Here is a 20,942-nt window from a genome sequence, read left to right as displayed (position 1 = left end):
CGTAAAAAGGTAATATTAGGAGCTTGATTTAAGCATGCTCGATAAAGGTACTTTAATAGATTTGGAAGATTTAATAAATCATAGTTTTGCATTATTATCAAAACTAATTGTTAGCTAAAATTTAATAACGTTTCACTTTTTACATTTGCGGAGTAACTATGCGAGAAAAAATAAAAAAAATCTGGCCGGAAATTGAACTAATAAAAGATGCCGACATAAAAGAAAAAACCTACCAATGCTGGGAATATGCAATTGAAAACAGTCCATTAGAACCTGAAGACTTAGAGATCATTCCCTTTTCTCTTTTGATTGACGACTGCAATATTTCATTTATGAATCATAAAAGAACGGCTGTTCAATTATCGATTGAAATTGCTAAAATCATGGAAAAGAATTTTGATAAAGATGTTAAAATCAATTGGGATTACTTGATATCCGGAGCGATTTTAATTGACGTAGGGAAATTACTTGAATATGAAAAAGTAAATGATAAATTAACTACTAGTCGTGAAGGTAAATTATTACGTCATCCGTTTAGCGGAGTATCAATTGCTGATCGCTTTAGTTTACCAGCCGATATTCAACATATTATAGCGTATCATTCTAAAGAAGGTGATTTAGGGAAACGTACAATAGAATCAATAATTGTTCATCATGCAGATTTTGTAAGCTTTGAGCCTTTTAAAAAGGATACTTGTATAAAAATCTAAACTTTGCGGCTTAGCGTCTTTGCGGTTCAAATATAAACCGCAGAGTCGCAAAGAGCGCTAAGGAGACAATAAATGCCACAAAACTTGATCGAAAAAATAGTACAAAAACATGCGGTAGGTTTATCAAAAAATGAACTAGTAAAAAGTGGTGACTTTGTTTCTATAAAACCTGCTTATGTTATGACTCATGATAACACCGGTGCAGTCATTCCAAAATTTAAAAGTATCGGTGCAACCAAGTTAGCAAATCCGCGACAAGTAGTTCACACACTAGATCACGATATTCAGAACACTTCCGAAAAAAATTTGGAGAAGTACAGAAAAATTGAAGAATTTTCAAAATCGATGGGATGTGATTTTTATCCGGCAGGAAGAGGAATTGGTCATCAAATAATGATCGAAGAAGGATATGCATTCCCCGGTACAATGTGTGTCGCATCCGATAGTCATTCAAACATGTATGGCGGAATTGGTTGTCTAGGCACTCCGATTGTCAGAACAGACGCAGCCGCAATTTGGGCAACCGGAAGAACATGGTGGCAAATTCCTCCCATAGTAAAAGTAGAATTACGCGGTCAACTTCAAAATGGTGTAACAGGTAAAGATGTTATTATAGTTTTGAGTGGTTTTTTTAATAAAGATGAAGTACTAAACACAATTATTGAATTTACCGGTGGTGGAATAAAAAGCCTCAGTATTGATCAAAGACTTACAATTGCAAATATGACAACAGAGTGGGGCGCACTTGGCGGTGTCTTCCCTATCGATAAATCGACAATTAAATGGCTGACAAGAAGAGCAAGTGCAATAGCGAGACGCGGACTTGAAGGTGTGCCATCGGACATTGACGGTGAAGGTGTACATCCAAGATTAAATAAGAAAAAAATCGATGACCTTTTCGATAGACAAAAAGAATTACAACCGGACGATGATGCTTTTTATTCAAAAACAATCAGCATTGATTTATCATCGATTACACCACATGTATCAGGACCAAATTCTGTTAAAGTAATGGAGTCTGTCTCCGAATTAAGAAAAGAAAAAGTGAAAATTGATAAAGCATATTTAGTTTCTTGTGTTAATAGCAGATTAGAAGATATCGAACAAGCTGCGTCGGTTTTAAAAGATAAAAAGGTAGCACCTCATGTTAAATTTTATATCGCAGCTGCATCAAGTGAAGTACAAAAAAATGCAGAGTATTTTGGTCACTGGCAAAGCTTATTAAATGCCGGAGCAATTCCTTTACCACCCGGATGCGGGCCTTGCATTGGTTTAGGTATAGGTTTACTTGAAGCCGGTGAAGTTGGAATTTCGGCAACAAATAGAAATTTTAAAGGAAGAATGGGTTCACCCGATGCGAAAGCATATCTTGCTTCACCGGCAGTCGTTGCTCAATCGGCAATATCCGGTTATATAGATTTTAAGATGGACTATGATGAATCCGGTATTAATGGTTACATTGAAGTTAATAAGAAAAAGAAATCAGACACATCGAGCATTGAAATTATTGATGGGTTTCCGGAAAAAATGACAGGAAGAATAGTTTATTGTCATCAAGATAACTTAAACACAGATGGTATATACCCAGGTAAATATACTTATCAAGATGACTTTAAACCCGAAGATCAAGCAAAGGTTGTTATGGAAAATTATGATCCTGAATTCTCTCAAAAAGTTGAGAACGGAGATATTCTTGTTGGCGGTTATAATTTTGGATCGGGTAGTTCACGTGAACAAGCTGCAACGGCATTAAAGTATAGAGGCATTCAATGTGTAATTGTAGGATCGGCTAGCCAAACCTATCAACGTAATGCACTTAATAATGGATTTCTTCTAATCGAATCACCGGAGTTAATAAATTATCTTAAAGAAAAATATGGCACAAACCAATTGACAATCTATACTTATACAAAAGCCGAAATTAATTTTGAGAACTCAAAAATATCTTTTGAAGGCAATGAATTTGATATTAGTCCGGTTGGAGCAGCAGCACAAGAATTAATTGTAGTAGGTGGACTAGAAAATTGGGTTAAGCAGAACATAAAGAATTAGCATCAAATTAACATTCATCAATAAATACGAGGTAGGCAATGAAAATAACACATGAATTTTCTACTCCTCGCAACATATTCGAAAAACTCATCCGCGATTATGAGCAACTCGATATTCGTGTGAACGGCGACAATATTTTTAATTTTGTCTCAACAGCATACCATTTGCATGAATGGATTAAAAATGCTCCGTTTCATTCTTCCCAACAAGGTAAAAGATTAGTCCAAAAAGCGGTTGGTGAAGATTGCATTAAACTTTGCAAACAGATAATAACTGCAAAGAAAAATTACCGGATTGAAATTGATGATCCAAAATCTCAAACTGAACCGGATTATACAAAAAAGCCAAGAGTACCCGACCGAGTTTATTATGAGAACGGGATGAAGAAATTTAAATTTTTTGTTGGTGATAAGGAACATGATCCATTCGATTTCAAAGAAAATATAATGAACATTTATAAGCCGTATTTCCAGATTAAATAATAATATTCAGAGGAGTTTATGCAGAAATCCATTTCCAGAACAATAGCAGAGTTTGCTATTAACCTTAAATATGAAGATTTACCAAAAGAAGTTACTCATGAAGTAAAAAGATATTTATATGATTCAATCGGCTGTGCATTTGGTGGGTACAATACAAAAGATGTAAATATTATCAGAGATATTTATAAAGAAATGGGAGGCAAGGCGGAATCAACAGTTATTGGTTTTGGCGATAAAATTCCTGCAGTTAATGCAACTCTTGTAAATTCTTTGATGATACGAGCGTTGGATTTTAATGACATTTATTGGAAAGATGATCCTTCGCATCCATCGGATTTAATTCCGGCTGCATTATCGACGGCCGAGTTAGTTGATGCAGATATGAAAGATGTAATTGTTGCCATCGTGCTTGCATATGAGTTTGAACAAAGAATGTGTCTGTTTGCAAAACCGGGAGTCCGTGAACGTAAATGGCATCACGCAACTCTTACTCAATTCGTTTCACCGATTGTTGCCGGTAAAGTTTTAGGCTTAACCGTCGATCAGATGGTAAATGCAATCGGAATAAATGGATCGCACAATCATACAATCGGTTGTCCGACTGCAGGTAAACTCACGATGATGAAAAACACAGTCGATCCGATGGCTGTTCAATCGGGAGTGTTTGCGACATTAATGGCTCAGCGCGGATTTAGCGGAACAGAAAAAGTATTCGAAGGTAAAGAAGGATTTATGGATGCGTTCATTGGGTGGAACGCTAAGGAAGAAAAAATTAATCCAACCGAGATGAAAGGACGAGACGGAATTTCCAAATGGTCTTGGGATGTTGACGCACTGATTAAGGATCTCGGTAAAAATTATAAAATTCTTGAATGCGGTATGAAAGCATTCCCAACTGAAGCGTTAACACATACACATATTTCTTGCGTGTTAAATGCAATGACCAAAAATAAATTAGAGTACTCTGACATAGATGAGGTGAAAGTTACTTGTTTCGCTCAAGCATATGATATTCTTTTTGATCCGGCAAAGTATAGACCGGAATCTCGCGAAACAGCAGATCACTCACTTCCCTATTGTCTGGCAGCAGCAATGGTTGATAAAAAAATCACTCGACATTCTTTCGATGAAGAAAAATTAAACGATCCAAGAATATTCGAAGTAATAGATAAAATAAAGGGTGAACCATCCATTGAGTTCGAAAAAATGTTTCCTGCAAAACAACCGTCGAAAGTTGTAGTAAAAACCAAGGACGGAAGAGAATTTGATGAATATATGGAATTCCCGAAAGGTGATCCGCGTGAACCGATGACTGAAGCAGATCTTGACAATAAATTTGAAGGATTGTCATCTGAACTATTAAGTAAAGAAAGACAAAAAGAAATTAAAGAAGTAATCTTTGATGCAGAGAATTATTCTGCTAAAGAGTTTATGGATAAACTGATTGTTTAAATGATGAAATGGATAAATGGCTGAATGGTTTAATTGCTAGAAGTCTTTTACCTTACCAACAATTAAACCATTGGACAATGTGACAATTCATTCTGTCTTGTTAGTTTGTGTAAATACAATTATATTTCTGTCAGTATTCTGTCATAAATTAAGAGATAGATATGCAAACAATTCAATATACAGATGCAAGGAATCAGTTAAATAAATTGATTAACTCGGTTGACAAAAACAAAGAACCTGTTGTTATTGTTGGCTCAAAAGGGAGAAATGATGCTGTTATTCTTTCTAAAGAGGATTACGATAATTTGTTAGAAAATTTATACGTTCTATCAAATCCCAATTGGTTAAAAAGTATTGACAAAGGATTAAAAGAAGTAAAAAGCGGAAAAGTTAAAAAGCTTTCGACTAAAGAAGCTCTGGGTGTTTAATTGCCTAAAAAACGAAATCTTGTTTGGTCGAATGAATCGCTCAGGCAAATAAAAATTATAAAGAAAAATCAGCCGGACGCACAACAGTATTTACAGAAAATTGCAATGCTGATTGATGACATTCAAAAATCTCCATTCAAAGGTTTAGGGAAACCCGAACCGTTAAAACATAAATATGAAGGCTGTTGGTCGCGACGTATCAATATTCAAGATAGATTGATTTACAAAGTAGAGAAAAGCGAGATCCAAATTATCTCAATTTTAGGTCATTACAGTTAAGCAATTATATAATACTTAACCATAAAGTCGCAGAGACACAAAGTCTTCTTTGCGACTTAGCGGTTTGTTTTGGGGTTTATATGGCTGAAAAGAAAATCGGAAACGCGGGTAAACGCGGAAGTAAAGTCAGATCAGATTGCTACATCGAAATTGAATTAAAAAAATCGGGCGGATTAAAAATTGATTTAAAGAGTAAAGTCGACTCGATGTTTGGAGATTCGATACGTAAAGAAGTAACAAAAATGTCTGAGTTTTTCGGCTTGAAAAATGCCGACATTTTAATCGAAGATTCCGGAGCGCTTCCATTTACACTTGGTGCACGATTCGAACTTGCAATAAAAAAACTCTTCCCCGAAATTGATAAAGAATACCTACCCGAATTCAACAAAAAGAATAAATACAAAACGACAAAAGAAAGATTGAGACGAAGCAGATTATACCTTCCCGGCAATGAACCCAAATTTTATCCCAACGCCGGACTGCATAAACCAGACGGAATAATTTTAGATTTAGAGGACAGCGTTTCGCCAACCGAAAAAGAAGCTGCACAATTGATAGTCAGAAATGCTCTTCGTTCAATTGATTTTTATGGTTCCGAAAGAATGGTTAGAATCAATCAAATGCCTAAGGGATTGGATGACCTCAAGTTTATTGTACCTCATAATGTTCATGTAATTTTAATCCCGAAAGTTGAAAGCATAGAACAAGTTAAAGAAATTGAGAAAACTGTTGAACTGCTGAAAAAAGAATTCAAAGTAAAAGAAGATATTTATTTCATGCCGATAATTGAAAGTGCACTTGGTGTTATCAAGAGCTATGAAATTGCATCTACTTCAAAATATAATTGTGCTCTCGCAGTCGGACTTGAAGATTACACAGCCGATATCGGAGTGGAAAGAACAAACGAAGGCAAGGAAAGTATTTTTGCAAGAAGTATGATTATTAACGCAGCTAAAGCTGCAAAGATTCAAGCAATTGATACAGTGTTTTCCGATGTGAGTGATATGGAAGGATTAAGAATCTCCGTATTAGAAGCAAAGTTACTCGGCTTTGAAGGTAAAGGCTGCATTCATCCTCGTCAAGTTAAAGTTGTAAACGAAACATTTTTACCAACCGAAAGTGAAATTGAAAAAGCAAAGAAAATAGTTGTCGCATTCGAAGAAGCAGAAGCAAAAGGGTTAGGTGTTGTTTCGCTCGGTAGTAAAATGATTGATGCACCGGTGGTAAAACGTGCTAGAAGAATAGTTAGACTTGCTGAAGAAAATAAATTATTGAAGAAAAATTGGAGAGAAGAAAATCAATAAATGGTTTAATGGCTGCATGGTCACATGGTTGAAAAGCAGGTTAAATATCTGAAATTGAATGACATTGAAGCTTATCGAATTGCATTTGCGTTAAGCAATTATGTCTGGGCTATCATTAGTAAATGGGATTATTTCGCCAAGCGAACAATTGGCTCGCAATTTACTGATGCAGTCGATTCAATTTCTGCTAATATTGCAGAAGGGTTTGGAAGATATACAAAAAAAGATAAGATTAGATTTTATAGAATTAGTTTTGGTTCAATGTATGAATCTTTGGATTGGAATGAAAAAGCTAAAGCTAGAAAACTCCTTTCAGATAATGAATACGATCATATATTTGCAGAATTACAAAAATTACCAAAAGCAATAAATAGCTTAATTAATTATACTAATACAAAACTCAAGATTTAGACTCAAGTACGACAATTAGACAATTGGACAATGCGACAATGAAACTACTAAAAAACCAAGCCGGAAGATTAGTCCCAGAAAAAGTTAACAATCAAAAACAAATTCCATTTAAAGGGGTGGGTAAATACAAGCCAAAAGGCAATAAAGCAAAGCCGCCGATTAGAAGCTGTGCCGATTATCCGGCAAATGGGAATAAAGTTGTAATAAATTTGAAAGAAGCATTAAAGAAAGCCGGACTTAAAGATGGGATGACAATTTCAACACATCATCATTTAAGAAATGGAGATGTTCTTACAAACTATTTATTCGATGTTATAAAAGAAATAGGTGTTAAAAACATTAGATGGTTTCCTACCGCTTCTTTTCCATGTCATGAACATTTAATAAAATATTTGGATGATGGAACTATTCATCATATCGAAGGAAGTATGAACGGACCGCTCGGGAAATATACAAGCGAAGGTAAGATGAAAGGTATTGGAGTTTTACGGTCTCATGGTGGAAGATATCAATCAATACAAGACGGTGAAGTGAAAATTGATATTGCAGTAATTGCCGCTCCAACTGCCGATCCGTTTGGAAACGCAACCGGTGATAGAGGTAAATCAGCTTGCGGGCTTATAGGATTTGCTTTAGCTGATTCAGAATATGCAGATAAGGTTATTGTTGTAACTGACAATCTAATTCCATTCCCCTGTTACCCTTGGCAGATTCAAGGCAACAATGTTGATTATGTAGTGGAGATTGATTCACTCGGTGATCCGGCAAAAATTGTAAGCGGAACTACAGAAGTAACTAAAAGTCCCGATAGATTATTAATTGCAGAATATGTAGCGCAATTCTTAGAGGATTCCGGAATAATGAAAGATGGTTTTTCATTTCAAGCCGGAGCGGGAGGAACAAACTTAGCATTTGCCGTTTACTTAAGAGAGAAAATGAAAAAAGCCGGAGTGAAAGCAAGATTTATTCGAGGTGGCAGTACAAAATATCTCGTTGAAATGTTGGAAGAAGGATTAACTGATTACATTCTCGACGGACAAACTTTTGATTTGGAAGGTGTTCGTTCTATGCGAGAAAATCCCGAACATGTAAACACCTCACCATTCACAAGTTATAATTATCACGGCAAGGGAAATTTTGCATCTATTGTAGATGCGGCAGTATTAGGTGCAACCGAAGTCGACTTAAATTTTAACGCAAATGTTGTAACACATTCAGACGGATATTTACTTCACGGAATCGGTGGATGGCAAAACTGTCTTTTCTCCAAATGTACAATTTTAGCAATCCCCTCTTTTAGGGATAGGATTCCTGTAATTGTTGATGAGGTTACCACACTTGTTGGTCCCGGTGAATTAATAGATGTAATCGTAACCGAAAGAGGAATTGCAATTAATCCGAATCGGAAAGATTTATTGAAAGCTGTTAAAGGTTCATCGCTTCCAATAAGAACTATAAAAGAAATCTATGACGAAGTAGTTGATCTTTGCGGAGTTCCTAAAAAACCAAAAGTAAATAAAAATAAAGTTGTTGCAGTTATAAAATGGGTTGACGGAACTTTACTCGATTCTGTTTTTAATATAGATTCGTAATTTTAGTTGAAAATTAATTTTAACGTACGACTATGAGATATTTAATTTCAATACTGATCACATTTTTCTTTATCTCATGCAATGTAAATGATTTCGATGATTCAAATAATTTAGTTACAGCAGCTGTCTCTGCTGAACGAATCATCAATCTTACCATAGAAGAAAATTCAATAATTGTAGATGTGGTTTATTCTACCCCAACACCTTGTTGGGACTTTGATAGAGTTGAACAGTCACAGAACGATACTATATTTACGGCAAAAGTATTTGCAAGAAGTGATGGCAGTCAGATTTGTCCACAAGTAATTGACTCAATCCTAGTTAAACATTCTATTATTTTTCAATCCGGTGGTGATAAAATTTTAAGATTTTGGAGATATGATTCAACCTATCTTGATACAACAATAACTATCTAATAAGAGATTCCATCATTTTGGCAGATGGAATCTCTGTTTCTTAATTTTTTATTCTTCTCACAAAAGCTTTCGCCTTTTCTGACATTCTCTCAAAAATTATGTAAAGCACCGGTATAACAATAAGTGTAAGAATAGTAGTAGTTGTTAAACCTCCTATAACTGCACGAGCTAACGGCGACCAAGTTTCGGCACCTGAACCAAGCTCAATTGCAAGAGGAACCATTCCTAAAATTGTTGTCATAGCAGTCATTAAAACAGGGCGCATTCTTGCAAGACTTGCTTCCATCACTGCATCCATCAATTCAAAACCTCTTTCTCTAACTTGGTTTATGTAATCCACCATAACAATTCCGTTATTAACCGCAATTCCAACCAACATAACTAAACCAACAAGAGCCATTACACTTATTGCAGTTCCAGTAATGAAGAGAAAACCGAATACGCCGATAACCGAAAGCGGGACTGTAAACATTATAATTAACGGAGAAATAAGCGACTCAAATTGTGATGCCATAATCATATAGACAAGAAGAATAGCAGCAAGAAATGCCAAGCCCAAATAGAAGAAAGCTTCTTGTTGATCTTCAGCCGTACCACCGATTATTACTTGATATTCTGATGGTATGGGTGTCTCTGAAATAATATTGTTGACAATTTCAACAGCTGCAGAAAGATCAACACCCGAAAGAGCAAATCCAACAGAAACATATCGATCTTGGTTCTCTCTAAAAATAGTAGGTGAAGATTCTTCCTCTAGAATAGTAGCCATATCTTTTAATTGGACCAGCGATCCATCGAAAAGCGGAATCTGCATTTGTTCCAAAACTTCTTTTTGATTTCGATATTCTTTTGCGAATTGAACTCTGATATTGTACTCATCTCCTTCTTCACGAAATTGAGAGACTACCTTGCCTTGTATTGCTGTTGAAAGATTACTTGCAACCGATAAAGTAGATAAGTTCAAGTCATTGAGTACATCTTTGTTTAAGTGAACCTGGAGTTCAGGAGTAGACTCCTTAATATTCAGAGTGATATCTACAAACCTGGTAACTTTTTCGAATTTAGCTTTCAATTGATTAGCAATAGTTGTGGCACCGGCAACGTTAAAACCAATTACTTTCACCTCAATATCTTTTTCTGTGGTGAACGCCCCGCCTTCTTGGAAAAAGTATGTAACGCCGGGAATATCATCAAGACGTTTACGAAGCGAATCTTGAATTTCAAACTGTGTTATACTTCTTTCTTCTTTTGGTTTAAGTCTGATAAGTGTTTCAATAGTACTTGATGTAGTTCCGAATGCACCAATTCCCTCTCTTTCACCGTAAAAAATAGCCATTGATTCAAGAGCTTCTTCCGGAACAATATCATTTATAATATCTTCAATTTGATAAGCATATAATCGTGTTTTTTCAATAGGGGTTCCGGATGGTGATTCCATCATGAAATTTATAAATCCTTGATCTGTCTTAGGTAAGAATTCACCGCCTAAAAATGTTGTTAGTCCTAAAGAAATAAAAAACATTAACGTAACCGAACTCATAACCGTTTTACGGTGAGATAATGACCATCTTAAAATCTTACCATAATTTACTTTCAAATTTTCAAGCCAATCACCAACTTTCTTTTTAAGTCTATTAAATAATCCATTGCCTGTCGATTTTTCAATTTGTAATATTCTTGAAGACATCATCGGAACTAATGTTAGAGCAACAAGCAAAGAGACAATTAAACTGAACGTAATTGTCAAAACAAGATCTTTAAAGAGTTGTCCGGTAATATTCGGCACAAACAAAACCGGAATAAACACACTTATAGTCGTTAGTGTTGAAGCAGTAATTGCCATACCAACTTCGGAAGCGCCTTTTTCGGATGCGATGAAACTATTGTCGCCCATTTCACGGTGACGATAAATATTTTCGAGAACAACAATCGAATTGTCAACAAGCATTCCAATTGCCAGAGCAAGTCCTGCCATGGATATAATATTCAAAGTGATATCGAATGCAAACATTGCCGCAAATGTTGCTAGAACCGACACAGGTATTGAAATTCCCATAATTATACTTCCGCGGAAATTTCTCAAGAAAAAATAGATTACAATGAAGGCCATGACAAAAGCAATTACGGCAGTGTTGCTTAAATTGCTTACTGATAATAAAATGAAATCAGTTTGATCCCACATATTAGTTAGTCTTGTCCCTTGCGGTAATCTTTCAATTATATCCGGTAATACTTCTTTGACTCGACGAGATGTTAGAACGGTATTGGCATCGGATTGTTTCATGAGAAACATCATCACACCTTCACCATTATCAACTCTTACCTCTGACGCATTCTCTTTATATCCATCTTCAACTTTTGCAACGTCTTTCACTTTTACAGGATGATTACCTCTCATCGTTACGATTGTATTCTCGACTTGATCTATTGTTCTATACTCACTAAAGACTCTTAGGTTATAACTTTTATCCCTTGTTTCGATCGTGCCCGCGGGTAAAAGTCCGCTTCCAAGTTGAATAGCATTTACAACATTATCAGGTGATAAACCGTAAGAAGCCAACAGTGTTGGATTTATATTAACATTGATTTGTCTTTGCAAACCCCCTTGGGTTTGAACAGAAGCAACACCTTCGACTCTTTCCAAAAGTGGTTCAATTGTTTCTTCGGCAAGACGTCTTAGTTCAGCCGAACCAAGATAATCGGAACTAAGATTTAAAAACAAAATTGGCATCATTGAAGGATCGAAAACAAATACGAGTGGTTCACCGGCATCCTGTGGCAGTAAGTCTCGGATGTAATCAATATTTTTTCTAACATCAACTTCCGCTTGGTTCATATCGGTACCATACTTAAACTCAAGCGTAACTATTGATGCCCCTTTAAATGATTGGGAATTCACTTTCTCGATATTTTTTACGGCGGATACACTTTCTTCGAGAGGACGCGTAATGAGATTTTCTATATCTTCAGGTCCAACTCCTGAATAATTAGTTACAATTCCCGCTATCGGGAATGTGATATCAGGGAAGAAATCAATTTTAAGTTGAGAAAATGAGAAGAAACTAAATCCGATCACAATTGCGTAAATCATTATTAATGTGATCTGACGACGTAACGAAAATTTACTAAGTATCATTTACAAGCTTCCTATTCGATAATTTTTACCAAGTCTCCATCTTTGATAATATTTTGACCAACCACTACAACTCTATCGCCTTCACTCAATCCATCAGTTATTTCAACTCTTCCGTCACTATTGATACCAATTTTTATTTCAGTCAAAACGGCTCGGTCATTATCAATTTTATAAGTGAAGTGTTTTTTTACCGACTTTTGTACGCCGGTTTCCCTATCAATTTTAACTTCCGTTTGCTGTTGAACCGCGGTTTCGGGAATAATAATTACGTTATCTTTTGTTACCAACTCAAGATTAAATTTACCGAATATACCGGACTTAACTCTTTCGTCGGCATTCAAAATAATAACTTCAATTTCAAGAGCATTTGTAACCGGGCTTAAAGCTTTATTAATTCGGTTTACTTTGCCTTGATAAACCGCTTCCGGTATTGATGGAAATTCAATTTCAATTAACTGACCAAGTGCAACATGATTTGCATCCGTTCCGCTAACCATTAATTTTGCTTTCATGGATTTAGAATTAACGACTTGTGCAACCGCTTGACCGGCAGTTACCATTTGATTTTCATCAAAATTAATTGCTGCGACAACGCCGGCAAAAGGTGCTTTAATGAAACTATTTTCGTAATTCTCTTCGGCTTGTTTTAGCTGACTTTTTGCAAGATCAAAATTGGCTTCTAAAGTTTTCATTTGAGATTCAGCTTGATCAAATTGCTGGGGACTTACAGCTTTTTGTTCGAACAATTTTAGCATTCTTTCATAATTCTGCTTAGCTAATATGAATTGAGACTCAGCGGATTTCAACCCGGCTTTTGCCATTTCTAAATTCTGTTTTAAAATTTCATTGTACTGTTCGGCAATGACTTCATCTTTTTTAACATTCTGCCCAACTTTAACATAAATCTTTTCTATTTTTTCATTCAACTTGGCAAATACAATAGCATCATTTTCAGCTTCGACACTTCCTGTCAAGCGTAGATATTGTGAAATTGTATTTGGTTTCACATTATATACTTTTACAGGAATAACAGTCTCGTTAACTGTGTCATTCTGTTCGTCACATGCAATCAATATCAAAAGTGACAAGATAATTATTGAGATTTTCTTTATCATGATTTCCCCGTTAAAACTTAATTCCAAATTGTGTTTAATTTTCCGATTGACTGCAATAACTTTAACTGACTAATATTGTAGTCGTATATACCTTGTTGATAATCAATTTTGCTATTAATGTATAATAATTGCGCATTCAGTACATCGAGTTGAGTACTCATCCCCTGTTCATAAAGTAAATTTGATATTCGTAAACTTTCATTTGATTGTTTTAGTGTCTCTTGCAAGCTTTCAAGATTTGAAGATGCTTCATAATATTTAAAGTAACTATGTTCAATAAACAACTCACTCTGATCTTCAAATTGTTTTAATGCCAGTTCCATTTGATCGGAACGAATCTTTGCTTTCTGCCATTCAATAATTTTGCTTCCTCCTTCAAATATCGGCCAATTAACTGCAAGGGCAATTGATTTCGAACGAATGTAATCATTCCATGAAACATTGATATCTTCCATTTGAGCTTGATGATCAACACTTGCGGATATTGCAATTTTCGGAGCAAAATTTGCTAATGCTAAATTTTCGCCTTGATTGGTTGCATCTAATTGGTGCCTCAGTGCAAGCAATTCATGCTTGTTTTTAAGACCAAGCTGTTTTAATTCTGTTAAAGTTATGTTGTCGATTTCTTTCAAAAATTTTTTGGTCGTCAAAGAATCAACAACTACAAGCGAATCTTCAAGTGACAGATTTAAGAAACTTTTCAATTGCTGCTTCGAAATTCTCAAGCTGGATTTTGCAGATTCAAGTTTAGGCAAAGTGCTATAATATTGTGCTTTAGCTCTTTGAAGATCGAGCTCGGTTGCAACTCCCGCATCATATTGGTTCTGTACTTGAGTTAAATTTTGTTCAGCCACTTTGACTGCTTCGCTTGCAATTTCAAAAAAAGATTGAGCTAGAATTATTCCGTAATAACTTTGCATTCCATTTAATACTGTCTCAGCTTCTTTACCTTTTAATTCTTCGGCTAACGATTTCTTTATACTTTTTTGTGCGCTGATATTAAAAATTCTAGCACCACCTGTAAAAACCGGCAATGATAAACTTAATGAATGTTGAAAAGTGTAGGGAGTTCCGACTGTAAAACTTTGTCCCATAAAAACAAAAACGGGTAACTCGACATTCTTTACAAACATACCTTGATAAGAGAATGTGGGTAAAAAAGTAGAATAACTTTTTAATACTTCCAGATTCTGAGATTCATAGTCAAGTATTTTTGATTTGAGCGATAGATTTTCATTGAGTGACTGAGTTACAACTTCATCCAGACTCAAATAAATAATATTTTTTTCATTCTGCGCAACCAAAGAACCAAATGAAACGGTAAAAAGGAAAATGATAATTGAGATTTTTCTCATTCAAATCTCCGTACTAATTTTTATTAATTACGAATTGTTGTTTCCAAAATTTTAGATAATTGTGCATGGCATCAATAAATTCTTCTTTATTTAAAATTCCTGAGGTATATTCTGTTAAAGCAATAATAAGACCTCCCAAAAAATTTCTTGCAGCGGATTCGATTTCAATATCTTCTTTAAGTTCACCTTTTTTGCGAGCTTCTTTAAAAATACCAAACAATACTATCCAATCATTTTTTGAAAGTTCATTCTTGAAAGCTTTCACTCTCTCCGGTACAACCATAAATTGAATGAAAGCCGAGAACTTCACAAGGTACGGATAGTCACTAATAAACCTGATGTAGAATTCAATTATCCCATCAAGTTTTTCAGAAAAATTTGATTTAATTAAGACGTATTGCTCTAGGTATTGTTCAACAATTAATCTTGTCTCTCTCATCATTTCGAATAAGAGATTTTCCTTATCGCCGAAATAATAGTAGAGTACAGGTTTTGTTACTTCTGCCGCTTCGCAAATTTCTCTTACAGATACGTTGTGATAACCTTCATTAGAAAATAATTCAGCGGCGGCTTGAAATATTTTTTCTTTTGTCGCTTTTTTTAGTTCTTTTGACATTATTTTGCATATTTTATACTTACCGGTCGGTAAATTTACCAAGAAGTTCAATATTTTGTCAAATAGATTTTAAACAAAGGGATTAACACAAAAAAGTCCCCTACCTAATGGGCTTAAGATAAGGGACTTTGAGGATTTATGAAGAAAGCAGCATTTTATAAATTAAATACTAATGCGCCGCTTATGTAAGGATAATATCCGGCTCTCAATTGGAAAGCCATTGAGTTGCTGAACCAGTAATTAAAACCAACTTGACCACTATAGAAAAAACCACCTGCGCTTGCAGAAGGTTCAGGCATATTTGTGTTACCATCCCACTCCCAAGAAGCACTGGCAACGTTATAACCTAAGGCAACACCAGCAAACGGATCAAACTTTGCACCCGGAGAGAAGTGATAATTTGCCTGAGCAGCAACAATTATATTTGTGTAGCTCCATTCACCTTTTGCCGTGAAGAAATTCATTTCTTCCGAAGTACTCGCATACGAAGCAAATATACCACCTTGAATATTGTCGCTAAGCTTTAAGAAATTAAATTCAAGAGTAAAGGGAATTGCATTGTCACCATCAAGACCACCACCACCATATCCTGCACCTAAACCTATATTACTTCTGTTGATATCAAATTGGGCCATTGTTGCTGTCGTAAAAAGTACAATTAATATTGCAAAGAATTTTATTGAAGATTTCTTGAACATATGCCGCTCCTTTTTGTTTATGGGAAAAAAATTATTACTAAAGTTTATTTCTGATTTCTCTATTCATTTTGCTAGTTAACAGTTATAGTTACACTCTTAACTACCTCAGCAACAGCGTAATACGTTTTGCCACCTGCACTAACTGGGGCATAATTATATTTAACTACTTGCAGCATTGCTTGACCACTTATTCCGCTAATGTCACCTGCCGGGATTGTATAACTTCCATTATCGCTTAACCCCTCGGCTGCGTAATAACTTCCGGAATTATCCAAAGCGGCAAGAACTACCAATACATTAGAATTATTTGAAGCATTACTCCAAGTAATGTTAATGCCACCGGATTTACTTACTGTTGCATTATTTGCTGGACCGGTTAATGAGAAATTGCTGGGGCTTTGAACTCCACCACTCATTTGAGGAACTGATCCGTTACCACTTACCTGCCAGTTATGATTAGAACCGTCAAAACTTACACCTGTCAAAGTTTGTGTCGGATTGCTTGGAGATGGCGTCATATAAAACGTTGTACTTCCTTGAGAAGTTTTACCCAACGAATTTCCGTTTACAGAAACATTACCGCCATCTATACCAGTACCAAATTGTGCAAATGCCATGGACAATTGAGCTGCCGGAAATCCTGGCATTGTTTGAAATTCATAATTTATGGTCGCCAACACACCATCAGAATTTCCACCGAAGTCTGGCATTGGTTGTCCGCTTGCATTAGTGTTTCCGCTTCCCCCGCCATCTTCAGGTTCGGTTGGACTACCATCCTCTTTGTTACATGATATTAACAGAAACATTGAGAATAACATCATTATTAATACGATTTTACTTAGCTTCATAACACCCTCATATATTTTGGTTAGTTTATTTATTTGATTAGCATTAATTTTTTGGTTTGAACGAAATTACCGGACTCGAGTTTGTAGAAATAAATTCCACTTGATAAGTTTTGTGAGTAATTATTTGCATCAAATATTGCCGAGTAACTTCCGGCTGCTAGTTCATTGTTTACAAGAGTTGCAACTTCTTTTCCAAGAACATCATAAACTTTAAGAGAAACAAAACCACTCTCTGGAATCGAAAATTTTATTGTAGTAGATGGATTAAATGGATTTGGATAGTTTTGAAGTAATTCAAAACTATTTGCTAATTCTTCTGTTTGTTCAACTGAAGTTGTAATTCCTAAATCCGAAGCTTTTATTTTATACAGCCCGGTTCCATCCAATCCGATCAAAATAAATTCGCCATCAAATAGTATTGACAAAACTCTGTCAACATTATCTATTCCATCGTTAAAATCTGTAAAGTTAGAACCACCATCCGTACTATATGCAAACCCTTCTTTACCTTGGAAAATGTTATTACCATCTACAATTAACGAAGCTGTTAAATACGGATCTTTTTCTTGCCATGTTTCACCTTGATCCTGACTTAGCCATAATTTACCGGCGCCTGCCCAGATTCCATCTTGATTTTCTGCATATGCATATATTCCGGAACCATCTCTATCATACCCGGTTTTAGTCCAAGTTTGTCCGTCATCATCGGAATGGTAACCACTTATGTAAAGTCTACCAGAATTAGATTTATAAATCTCTCGAGTTGTAGAAAATGGCCAGCCGGTGACTTGAGTCCAAGTCTCGCCACGGTCAGTACTTTGAAAGAAAACTTGAAAATTTGAATAAGCATACATGAGATTCTGATTTATAACTTCAATGGAGGAAACCTGACTTTGGGTAACATTTGTATTGTTCCATGTCTCGCCATTGTCATCAGAATAAATCAGCGTTGATCCACCGAGTGATATTATTGCACCGGCAAATAATCTGCTTCCATCGGATTCAAGTGAAACTATCCCCATTGCGTTTACCGGTAAACTTGTCCAAGTTTCACCTTTATCATCACTTTTTAATAGATGACCGTTTGTTCCGGCAAAGAAACTACCTTGATGAATTATCATATCATGAACAATTGTATTGTTCACGTTCGTGCCATAGACTTTCTTCCACTCTGCTTGAGCAAATAGTATGGGAGTTAGTAGAAATAAAAAGAAAAGTACTTTTTTCATATGATATCCTTTCATTGGTTTTTCGATTTTAGGACATGGTAGCGATTTTTGTGCCGAAGTATTTTTCAAGAAAATAAGCCACAATAACCGATTATGTGTTGCTTGTAAGCAACAGATAAAAAATATTAAGTCGCTTTTAACCGACTAAACTAATTTTCTGATTTAGATTTTGTATTTTTACATAAACAAAGGAATGAGATCATGGAAAGTTTAACACAAAAATTAAAAAACAGTCTGAATTTTACTTTAGTATTAGGTTTTCTGTCTCTTACCTGGTTAATAATTGATTATTTTGTAATCGAAACCATTTTAGCGGAAGGTTTAGGGAAATTCAGTTTAGAATGGATTTTACTTGTTGCCAGCGGGATAGCATTTATAGTTTTTCACATTTCGGTTTTTATAACTATTTACTATGGTTATAGAGTTACCATGAAATTCAAAAGTGAAATGAAGAAAAGCGGTAATAATATAACAAAACAGCTTGAACAAGAATCTTAGAAGCGAGTTATTGAATAAATGAAAAAAATCGGTTTAGCATTAGGAGCAGGAGGAGCACGTGGGTTAGCCCACATTGTTCTTATTGAAGCTTTAGAGGAATTGGAAATACAACCGACAATTATTACAGGTTCGAGTATCGGTGCGATTGTGGGAGCATTTTACGCTGCCGGATTTAAAACCGATGAAATGAAACATATCCTACACCAGATTATTCATGGTACAAAAAGTAAATTTTGGGAAATTCACAAGAAATCCGATTTTATTAAATACTTTGACTTACTTGATCCCACCATAAAAATCGGTGGTTTACTCAAAGGAGATAAACTAGCCAATTTCTTGTCAACACAACTTAAGATTAATGATTTCAATAAGTTACAAATTCCGCTTAAAGTTGTCGCAACTGATTATTTTTCCAAGAATCAAGTAGTTTTAGACAAAGGTGATTTAATTTCAGCTGTTAGGGCTAGCTATGCGTTACCATTTTTATTCTCACCCGTTAAGAGAGAAAAAAAGCTACTTGTTGATGGTGGCATGGTAAATCCACTCCCTTATGACATACTCTTTAACGATTGTGATTTAACGATTGCAGTAGATGTTTCAGCTTCGAACGGAGCACGCACTAAATTAGACATTCCCCCGGCATATGAAGTTTTCTTTTCGGCGTTTCAAATTATGCAAGGTTCTATCATTAACGAAAAGACTAAAAATATTGCTCCCGATATTCACATTCGAACAAACATCGAAGATGTGAGAGTACATGAATTTATGAAAGCAGATACTATTTTGGAAAGTGCCCGACCATATAAAACTGAGTTGAAGAAAAAGCTAACAAAATTACTTAGTCTCTAAGTACTTTTTATATTTAGCTAAGCCGTCCTGTGTCGCAATCCAAAGTGTACCCCTGCTATCTTCAACTAATCCATTGATGCTTTGACTAAGAATTCCGGAGTTATTTGGTCTGAAAGCGATTGATGTATTTAGATCGAGAAACCTGAACAACCCACTACTAGTTGCTATCCACTTGTAACCATCTCTATCAACATATAAATCGTTCATAGTTAGAGAAAGATCACCAATAAAAACAGATTGCCACTGAGAATTATTATAAACTCCTAATCCCCCGATGATTCGTTCTGTGGTTAAGTTCGGGTATGTGATTACTTGAGCCGAAAATGCTGCCCAAGTATTACCTTCGGCATCAATCTCAACACCTATAGTGTTTGAATTGGGTATATTATTATTCTTGCGTCCAAACTTTTGGAAGTTGGTTCCGTCAAATCTAGTTAAAAATGTATCCGCAACAACCCATATATCAGTTAAACCACAATCAACTTCTTTTATAAGATTAGAAGGTAAGTTTGAATTTTCAGTTCTCATTACTTCCATGGTTTGGTTTACCATTTTAACCAATCCGCCCCAACTCCCTATCCAGATTGTACCGACACCATCACCCGTAATAACGTTTATCCTATTATTTCTCAGCTCAGAATTTGCAGTAGTATAAACCTGCATGTTATTCGGGTCATCAAAACGAGCGAAACCTCCTTCAGTTCCAATCCATTTAGTATCATTTTCATCCACAAATACATCGGTAACTCTATCATGCGGCAACAATGAGTTTGATTTATCAAACGTCTGGAAAACATTATTTTGAAATCTGACAATACCTTTGTCAATCGTACCTATCCAGACAATTCCCGATGATTCAACGGCAACAGATGTTAAAATATCTGTTGGAAGCGGTGAATTAAGTTTACGATAATCAACCCAGATTGAAGTATCACGCAATGCAAGATTTACATTTGTCACCTGACTACTTTTTACTGCAACAATCGCTTGATTATCTCTATGCTGCTCAAAACTAAATCTTACATTATAACTTCCGGGCAGCAAACCTTTGATAACAGTTGGACTAGTTTCGGTTAACAAAGAGTCATTTATATAAATTTTCGCATCTCGTGGAGATGAAACCAAATTTAGACTACCGCGCATTGAAGGATTAACTAGATAATTTACATCAATTTGTGGTGGCTGAACACTACTTGCTTCTATAAAAACAGATGTATCTTTCCAAAGATTACGTTTTAATCCAACCTCAAAAAGTTTTTCTTCAATAAAAGGAATGCTATCGGGAGTAAATCTTCCGGTGAATCTTCCATCAAGATAAATTTTAAATCCCGCCGGTTCGGAATCGACAAAAATCATACCTTTCGGCGGTTCAGGTTCTGACGGTGAAGTCGATACTTCCTTATCACAGGAAACGGTAATTAGAAGAAAGAGTATAATCAACACTAACTGAAGTAAATTTTTTCTTTTCATAA

General features: G+C 35.4%; 20 protein-coding genes. 12 read left to right on the top strand and 8 right to left on the bottom strand.

The features are described from left to right. Positions 1-158: 158 nt before the first annotated feature. From QY331_06565 to QY331_06520, 10 genes are all read left to right on the top strand, one after another. A complete protein-coding gene (locus tag QY331_06565) occupies positions 159-710 on the top strand; it encodes an HDIG domain-containing protein (GenBank protein ID WKZ70911.1) in 552 nt (183 codons plus the stop codon). 72 nt (positions 711-782) lie between these two features. Further along, a complete protein-coding gene (lysF, locus tag QY331_06560; protein ID WKZ70910.1) occupies positions 783-2,762 on the top strand; it encodes a homoaconitase in 1,980 nt (659 codons plus the stop codon). A gap of 38 nt (positions 2,763-2,800) precedes the next feature. Then, positions 2,801-3,244, top strand: a complete 444-nt coding sequence (locus QY331_06555) for a hypothetical protein (GenBank protein WKZ70909.1) — start codon at positions 2,801-2,803, stop codon at positions 3,242-3,244. Positions 3,245-3,262: 18 nt separating this feature from the next. Next, positions 3,263-4,696, top strand: coding sequence for an MmgE/PrpD family protein (locus QY331_06550; GenBank protein WKZ70908.1), 1,434 nt, complete (start codon positions 3,263-3,265; stop codon positions 4,694-4,696). 161 nt (positions 4,697-4,857) lie between these two features. Next, entirely contained in the window at positions 4,858-5,124 is a 267-nt protein-coding gene (locus QY331_06545; GenBank protein ID WKZ70907.1) for a type II toxin-antitoxin system Phd/YefM family antitoxin, read from the top strand. After that, positions 5,125-5,403: a Txe/YoeB family addiction module toxin gene (locus QY331_06540; GenBank protein WKZ70906.1), complete on the top strand. Its 279-nt coding sequence runs from the start codon at positions 5,125-5,127 to the stop codon at positions 5,401-5,403. Positions 5,404-5,483: 80 nt separating this feature from the next. Beyond that, positions 5,484-6,707, top strand: coding sequence for an aldolase/citrate lyase family protein (locus QY331_06535; GenBank protein WKZ70905.1), 1,224 nt, complete (start codon positions 5,484-5,486; stop codon positions 6,705-6,707). Between the two features lie 24 nt (positions 6,708-6,731). Further along, positions 6,732-7,118, top strand: a complete 387-nt coding sequence (locus QY331_06530; protein WKZ70904.1) for a four helix bundle protein — start codon at positions 6,732-6,734, stop codon at positions 7,116-7,118. A 38-nt stretch (positions 7,119-7,156) separates the two neighbouring features. After that, on the top strand, positions 7,157-8,710 hold the full coding sequence (locus QY331_06525; GenBank protein WKZ70903.1) for a citrate lyase subunit alpha: 1,554 nt from the start codon (positions 7,157-7,159) through the stop codon (positions 8,708-8,710). A gap of 32 nt (positions 8,711-8,742) precedes the next feature. Continuing rightward, on the top strand, positions 8,743-9,126 hold the full coding sequence (locus QY331_06520; GenBank protein WKZ70902.1) for a hypothetical protein: 384 nt from the start codon (positions 8,743-8,745) through the stop codon (positions 9,124-9,126). 40 nt (positions 9,127-9,166) lie between these two features. Here the strand turns inward: QY331_06520 and QY331_06515 are convergent, their stop codons facing one another. The 7 genes from QY331_06515 to QY331_06485 all read right to left on the bottom strand — a co-directional run bounded on the left by QY331_06515 (position 9,167) and on the right by QY331_06485 (position 18,123). Next, positions 9,167-12,262 (bottom strand): efflux RND transporter permease subunit, encoded by a 3,096-nt coding sequence (locus QY331_06515; GenBank protein ID WKZ70901.1) that lies wholly within the window; start codon positions 12,260-12,262, stop codon positions 9,167-9,169. Positions 12,263-12,273: 11 nt separating this feature from the next. Then, entirely contained in the window at positions 12,274-13,377 is a 1,104-nt protein-coding gene (locus tag QY331_06510; GenBank protein ID WKZ70900.1) for an efflux RND transporter periplasmic adaptor subunit, read from the bottom strand. A gap of 17 nt (positions 13,378-13,394) precedes the next feature. Then, positions 13,395-14,732, bottom strand: a complete 1,338-nt coding sequence (locus QY331_06505) for a TolC family protein (protein WKZ70899.1) — start codon at positions 14,730-14,732, stop codon at positions 13,395-13,397. A gap of 13 nt (positions 14,733-14,745) precedes the next feature. Further along, complete coding sequence (locus QY331_06500) at positions 14,746-15,348, bottom strand: TetR/AcrR family transcriptional regulator (protein WKZ70898.1); 603 nt, start codon at positions 15,346-15,348, stop codon at positions 14,746-14,748. 155 nt (positions 15,349-15,503) lie between these two features. Continuing rightward, complete coding sequence (locus tag QY331_06495) at positions 15,504-16,046, bottom strand: hypothetical protein (GenBank protein ID WKZ70897.1); 543 nt, start codon at positions 16,044-16,046, stop codon at positions 15,504-15,506. A gap of 71 nt (positions 16,047-16,117) precedes the next feature. Then, positions 16,118-16,894: a hypothetical protein gene (locus QY331_06490; GenBank protein ID WKZ70896.1), complete on the bottom strand. Its 777-nt coding sequence runs from the start codon at positions 16,892-16,894 to the stop codon at positions 16,118-16,120. A 29-nt stretch (positions 16,895-16,923) separates the two neighbouring features. Beyond that, positions 16,924-18,123, bottom strand: coding sequence for a T9SS type A sorting domain-containing protein (locus QY331_06485; protein ID WKZ70895.1), 1,200 nt, complete (start codon positions 18,121-18,123; stop codon positions 16,924-16,926). A gap of 201 nt (positions 18,124-18,324) precedes the next feature. Between QY331_06485 and QY331_06480 the strand changes: the two genes are divergently transcribed. Further along, on the top strand, positions 18,325-18,621 hold the full coding sequence (locus tag QY331_06480; GenBank protein ID WKZ70894.1) for a hypothetical protein: 297 nt from the start codon (positions 18,325-18,327) through the stop codon (positions 18,619-18,621). Positions 18,622-18,639: 18 nt separating this feature from the next. Beyond that, positions 18,640-19,470 (top strand): patatin-like phospholipase family protein, encoded by an 831-nt coding sequence (locus tag QY331_06475; protein ID WKZ70893.1) that lies wholly within the window; start codon positions 18,640-18,642, stop codon positions 19,468-19,470. Here QY331_06475 and QY331_06470 read toward each other — a convergent pair. Next, positions 19,456-20,940, bottom strand: coding sequence for a PEGA domain-containing protein (locus QY331_06470; protein ID WKZ70892.1), 1,485 nt, complete (start codon positions 20,938-20,940; stop codon positions 19,456-19,458). The genes QY331_06475 and QY331_06470 overlap by 15 nt on opposite strands. Between the last annotated feature and the right edge of the window lie 2 nt (positions 20,941-20,942).

This window comes from Melioribacteraceae bacterium (genome assembly GCA_030584085.1).
Classification (GTDB): Bacteria; Bacteroidota; Ignavibacteria; order Ignavibacteriales; family Melioribacteraceae; genus SURF-28.
The sequence above is the reverse complement of the archived record's forward strand: the minus strand, read 5'-3'. Positions and strand labels throughout refer to the sequence as shown.

Coding starts and splice junctions, on each gene's coding strand:
- QY331_06500 (WKZ70898.1), bottom strand. CDS start 15,348: ATGTCAAAAGAACTAAAAAAAGCGACAAAAGAAAAAATATTTCAAGCC.
- QY331_06565 (WKZ70911.1), top strand. CDS start 159: ATGCGAGAAAAAATAAAAAAAATCTGGCCGGAAATTGAACTAATAAAA.
- QY331_06520 (WKZ70902.1), top strand. CDS start 8,743: ATGAGATATTTAATTTCAATACTGATCACATTTTTCTTTATCTCATGC.
- QY331_06555 (WKZ70909.1), top strand. CDS start 2,801: ATGAAAATAACACATGAATTTTCTACTCCTCGCAACATATTCGAAAAA.
- QY331_06490 (WKZ70896.1), bottom strand. CDS start 16,894: ATGAAGCTAAGTAAAATCGTATTAATAATGATGTTATTCTCAATGTTT.
- QY331_06480 (WKZ70894.1), top strand. CDS start 18,325: ATGGAAAGTTTAACACAAAAATTAAAAAACAGTCTGAATTTTACTTTA.
- QY331_06475 (WKZ70893.1), top strand. CDS start 18,640: ATGAAAAAAATCGGTTTAGCATTAGGAGCAGGAGGAGCACGTGGGTTA.
- QY331_06510 (WKZ70900.1), bottom strand. CDS start 13,377: ATGATAAAGAAAATCTCAATAATTATCTTGTCACTTTTGATATTGATT.
- QY331_06525 (WKZ70903.1), top strand. CDS start 7,157: ATGAAACTACTAAAAAACCAAGCCGGAAGATTAGTCCCAGAAAAAGTT.
- QY331_06470 (WKZ70892.1), bottom strand. CDS start 20,940: ATGAAAAGAAAAAATTTACTTCAGTTAGTGTTGATTATACTCTTTCTT.
- QY331_06495 (WKZ70897.1), bottom strand. CDS start 16,046: ATGTTCAAGAAATCTTCAATAAAATTCTTTGCAATATTAATTGTACTT.
- lysF (WKZ70910.1), top strand. CDS start 783: ATGCCACAAAACTTGATCGAAAAAATAGTACAAAAACATGCGGTAGGT.
- QY331_06535 (WKZ70905.1), top strand. CDS start 5,484: ATGGCTGAAAAGAAAATCGGAAACGCGGGTAAACGCGGAAGTAAAGTC.
- QY331_06515 (WKZ70901.1), bottom strand. CDS start 12,262: ATGATACTTAGTAAATTTTCGTTACGTCGTCAGATCACATTAATAATG.
- QY331_06530 (WKZ70904.1), top strand. CDS start 6,732: ATGGTTGAAAAGCAGGTTAAATATCTGAAATTGAATGACATTGAAGCT.
- QY331_06485 (WKZ70895.1), bottom strand. CDS start 18,123: ATGAAAAAAGTACTTTTCTTTTTATTTCTACTAACTCCCATACTATTT.
- QY331_06545 (WKZ70907.1), top strand. CDS start 4,858: ATGCAAACAATTCAATATACAGATGCAAGGAATCAGTTAAATAAATTG.
- QY331_06550 (WKZ70908.1), top strand. CDS start 3,263: ATGCAGAAATCCATTTCCAGAACAATAGCAGAGTTTGCTATTAACCTT.
- QY331_06505 (WKZ70899.1), bottom strand. CDS start 14,732: ATGAGAAAAATCTCAATTATCATTTTCCTTTTTACCGTTTCATTTGGT.